The organism is Sulfuricurvum sp. (assembly GCF_049305995.1).
In the GTDB taxonomy this organism is placed as follows: Bacteria; Campylobacterota; Campylobacteria; order Campylobacterales; family Sulfurimonadaceae; genus Sulfuricurvum.
Genome location: NZ_JBAQPS010000135.1, coordinates 1 through 4141, shown reverse-complemented (window position 1 = coordinate 4141; position 4141 = coordinate 1). Strand labels below are relative to the sequence as shown.

At 44.5% G+C, this 4141-nt stretch carries 5 protein-coding genes; all 5 read left to right on the top strand.

All coding sequences use genetic code 11. The features are described 5' to 3' along the window. On the top strand, window positions 1-1561 hold a 1561-nt coding region (locus WA010_RS04540), incomplete at its 5' end, for an endonuclease MutS2 (protein ID WP_422555962.1). 94 nt (window positions 1562-1655) lie between these two features. Next, window positions 1656-2396: a hypothetical protein gene (locus WA010_RS04535; RefSeq protein ID WP_422555961.1), complete on the top strand. Its 741-nt coding sequence runs from the start codon at window positions 1656-1658 to the stop codon at window positions 2394-2396. Window positions 2397-2516: 120 nt separating this feature from the next. After that, window positions 2517-2834 (top strand): hypothetical protein, encoded by a 318-nt coding sequence (locus WA010_RS04530; protein ID WP_422555960.1) that lies wholly within the window; start codon window positions 2517-2519, stop codon window positions 2832-2834. After that, window positions 2824-3111 carry a type II toxin-antitoxin system RelE/ParE family toxin gene (locus WA010_RS04525; protein WP_422555959.1) on the top strand — a complete coding sequence of 96 codons (288 nt, stop codon included), beginning with the start codon at window positions 2824-2826 and terminating at the stop codon, window positions 3109-3111. The genes WA010_RS04530 and WA010_RS04525 overlap by 11 nt, the downstream gene beginning before the upstream one ends. A gap of 2 nt (window positions 3112-3113) precedes the next feature. Continuing rightward, window positions 3114-4141 (top strand): NAD-dependent DNA ligase LigA (gene ligA, locus WA010_RS04520; RefSeq protein ID WP_422555958.1); only part of this gene is annotated, 1028 nt, incomplete at its 3' end.

The following is a 4141-nucleotide window of genomic DNA, read 5'->3' as shown; positions in this document are numbered from 1 at the left end:
GCGCTATGTGTTGCAGGAGCGGGAGAGCAAGCTCTATGAGTATGCGAAACGATTTAGTGCAAAACTCTCCAATCTCGTCCCGTTTATCGGCTTTTGCGACCGCGAGTTTGATCGATACGATCACTATCAAGCGCGGGTGTTGTTTGCCCGCACGCGCGATTTCGCGATCCTAAAACCTCAGAATAATGATGATGTTGTCCTCGAAGAGTTCTCCCATCCCGCCATCCACAAACCCAAACCGATCAGCGTCGATTTCCGCTCGAATCTCCTCATGATTACGGGGGTGAATGCGGGGGGTAAAACGATGCTCCTCAAATCGCTCCTCTCGGCGTCTTTGATGGCAAAATATCTTATCCCGATGAAGATCAACCCCCACAAATCACGGATCGGGAGTTTCAAGCGGATCGAAGCGGTCATCGACGATCCCCAAAGTGTGAGCAACGACATCTCCACCTTCGCGGGGCGGATGGTGCAGTTTAGCCATCTCTTCGAGCACAAAAGTGCCCTTGTCGGTGTCGATGAGATCGAACTAGGAACCGACAGCGACGAAGCGGCGGCACTCTTTGCCATCGTCCTCGATGAGCTGATCAAACGGGGTCAAAAGATCATCGTCACCACCCACCACAAACGTCTCGCCGCATTGATGGCGGATCGTGACGATGTGGAGCTGATGGCGGCACTTTATGACGAAGAACGCCGTTTACCGACCTATGAATTTTTACAAGGGGTGATCGGTAAGAGCTACGCATTCGAGACCGCCACACGCTACGGGATCAACCCTGCCATCATCACCCGTGCGAAATCGCTCTACGGTGAAAACCATGAGAAACTGAGCGTCCTCATCGAGCGGGGAAGCGAACTGGAACGTTCGTTAAAGCGGAAGAACCGTGAGGTGGATGAGAGACTTGAATCCCTCAAAACCCAAGAGAGCGCACTCAAAGAGGCACGGGAACACCTACGGGTAGAACTCGATGCCGAAAAAGCGAAACTCCGAACGGGATACGATGAAGCGATCCGTGAAGCGAAAGAGGCGGCAAAAGGGATGGATATGGCGGCAATCCATAGACAGCTCAACAAGGCACAGGCGAAACTTCCGAAACCAGAGCCGATCAAGATTGCCGAACCTGAACCGATCAAATACGAAGTAGGGCAGACGGTGAAATACCGCTCTCAGCGCGGAACAGTAGTGAGCGTCGGGGCGAAAGATGCGATGATCGAGGTGGAGGGGATGCGGGTGCGGGTAAAACTCACCGATCTCAAACCCAGCGGCAACCTCCCGAAAAAACCGAAGGTCACTGTAACGTCGCAGATCGACCAAAAAAGCGGTCTTAAACTCGATCTTCACGGACTACGAGGGGAAGAGGCGTGCGAGCGGATGGATAAATTTCTCTCCGATGCACTCTTGCAGGGATTCGATGAGGTGATTATCTATCACGGTATCGGAACGGGGAAACTCTCTTATGCTGTCAAAGAGTTTTTGAAAGTTCATCCGAGTGTGAAAAGCTTCACCGATGCCCCTCAGCATTTGGGGGGATTCGGGGCGAAAATCGTGAGGCTCTAAGAATGTATGTTCATTCCACATAGGTGGATAAAGAGCTTGAATATTATCTTCTAAAGGATTTGCAATCAAAAATCAAATATCTAAAAGTTTAGATTTGCTAAAAGTAATGAGACCAATTTTTCATTCAGAGGATGATTTTAAATTTTCTTTTTCTTCAATTCTCCAACGAGAATTGGGTGAAGACTATGAAATTAGACTTGAGCGACCTCAAGAAATTAGAATGCTTAAACGTGATAAAAATGAAAAAATTATTAGAGCTCCTATTGATATAGTTGTGATTGATAAGAAAACTAATCTTACTTATCCTATTGAATTAAAATACAAAACAAAAAAATATCCATATCCTCATGAAGATGAAATATATAACTTAACAGAACAAGGTGCTATTGATATTGGTAGGTTTAGTTTTAGAAAAGACATTTATAGACTTGAACAGCTGATAAATAAGGAATCAATCCAAAAAGAAGGTTTTTTTATTGTAATCACAAATGAAAAAAAATACTTTGAGAATGTTTCAGATAAAGATACAACGGATAAAAATTTTTCATTCCATGACGGCATGATTATTCAGAAAGAGGATAAAAGCTGGAATTATGAAAAACAGTTTACTGATGGTTATATCTTAAATGAGAATATGCAACTTAGTAAGAATGATAAATTGCACTGGACATCTAAAGGTGATAACTTTTATAAATTGGATCTAAAAAATACATATGAAATTAAATGGCAAACATATTCAAAATTGAAAGAAACTGAGTTTTATATATCAGTTGTCGAGATAACAAAGCAACAAGAGAAAAAGAAGAAAAAAATAAAAAATAGGGGTCAAAAATAAATAGGGGTCAGGTGATAACTATAACTAAATAGGCTACTTTTTAGTAGTAAAATCGACAACTATTCTAAAACATTCTAAAAATCCTGTATAATATTCCGTAAGATTATACGGGAGATTACGATGGTAGCCTATAAACCAAGCGAACTGATGAGTTCGACCGATGTCGCGAAAAACTTCGGAGCAGTCCTCTCGAAACTAGCCAACCACGAAGTCGATAAAATCGGCGTTCTCAAAAACAATAAACTCGATTTTGTCCTGATGCGTAATGATGAACTCGAAATCATGATCGAACAAGAGATTCAACAAAGACAGTTCGAAGCTGATAAGCGAATGGTAGCACGACAAGTTGAAGCACTACGGAGCGGAAAAGTTAAATGCTATTCACTCGATGAAGCAGAAAAAATGTTAGACGAAGCACTTGCACGTTATGAAGATTGAATTTGATCCCGAATTTATGGTTGCTTTGATCAAACAGATCGAAACAATAGCGGAAGATAAACCGAATGCGGCACGCGAATTTAAACAAATGTTGATAGTTCAATGTAAATCCTTGGTCGATATGCCGTATCGTTGTCGAAAATCGATCTACTATGACGATGATAATGTTCGCGATTTAATCTTTAAAGGGTACGTGATTGTATATGTTATCCAAGATGATATGATTACTATCACCTCTTTAATCAATCAACAAAATTTTAAACCCAAAAGTATCTAATCATGACCCAAACCGAATACCAAAATGCTGTAAAACAACTTCAAAAATATTCCTACCACTATTACGTTCTCGATGATCCTATCACGACCGATGAAGAGTACGATATCCTCTATCACCTCGTGGTGGCGTATGAGAATGAGCATCTGAACGAAATAATCCCCGATTCTCCGACACAGCGGGTTGGGGATGTCCCTCAGGACAAGTTTGACAAAGCACAGCATCTCGTGCGCATGTGGAGCCTCGAAGACCTCTTTAACCGAGATGAGTTGGAGACGTGGGTAAACCGCATCACGAAAGGGTACGGGGATGTCCGTTTCTACTGTGAACCCAAATTTGACGGGGCGAGTTTGAATCTCATCTATGACAACGGTGTACTGACTCAGGCGATCACGCGCGGAGACGGAGTTGAGGGGGAAGAGGTTACCCAAAATGCCAAAACGATTCAGTCGATCCCTCTTCGTATCGAGTATACGGGACGGATCGAAATTCGGGGAGAAGTGGTCATTTTCAAAGAGGATTTTGAGAAGATCAATTTGGAGCGTTCCCGTAACGGCGAATCGCTGTTTGCTAACCCTCGTAATGCGGCGGCGGGGAGCCTTCGCCAACTCGATACCCGTATCACCGCCTCACGCCGTCTCGTCTTTATACCCTACGGCATCGGAGCCAATACGCTGGAGATCAAAAACCTCTCAGAGCGGATGGAGTGGGTGTACGCTCTGGGATTCCGAAACCCTCACATGACCCACTTGTGCGAAAGTGCCGATCAGATTGAGACCTTTTACCATGAAATGCGCGTTGAGCGGGATAATTTTGCGATGCTGTTGGACGGGATGGTAATCAAAGTGGACGCGATAGCCGTCCAAGATGAGTTGGGCTATACGGTGAAAAATCCCCGATGGGCGGCGGCGTATAAATTTCCCGCTATCGAGAAACTGACCACCCTGCGTGAGGTCATCATGCAGGTGGGGCGTAGCGGTGTTGTCACCCCTGTCGCCATCGTCGAGCCTGTCGATATCGAGGGGGTTACGGT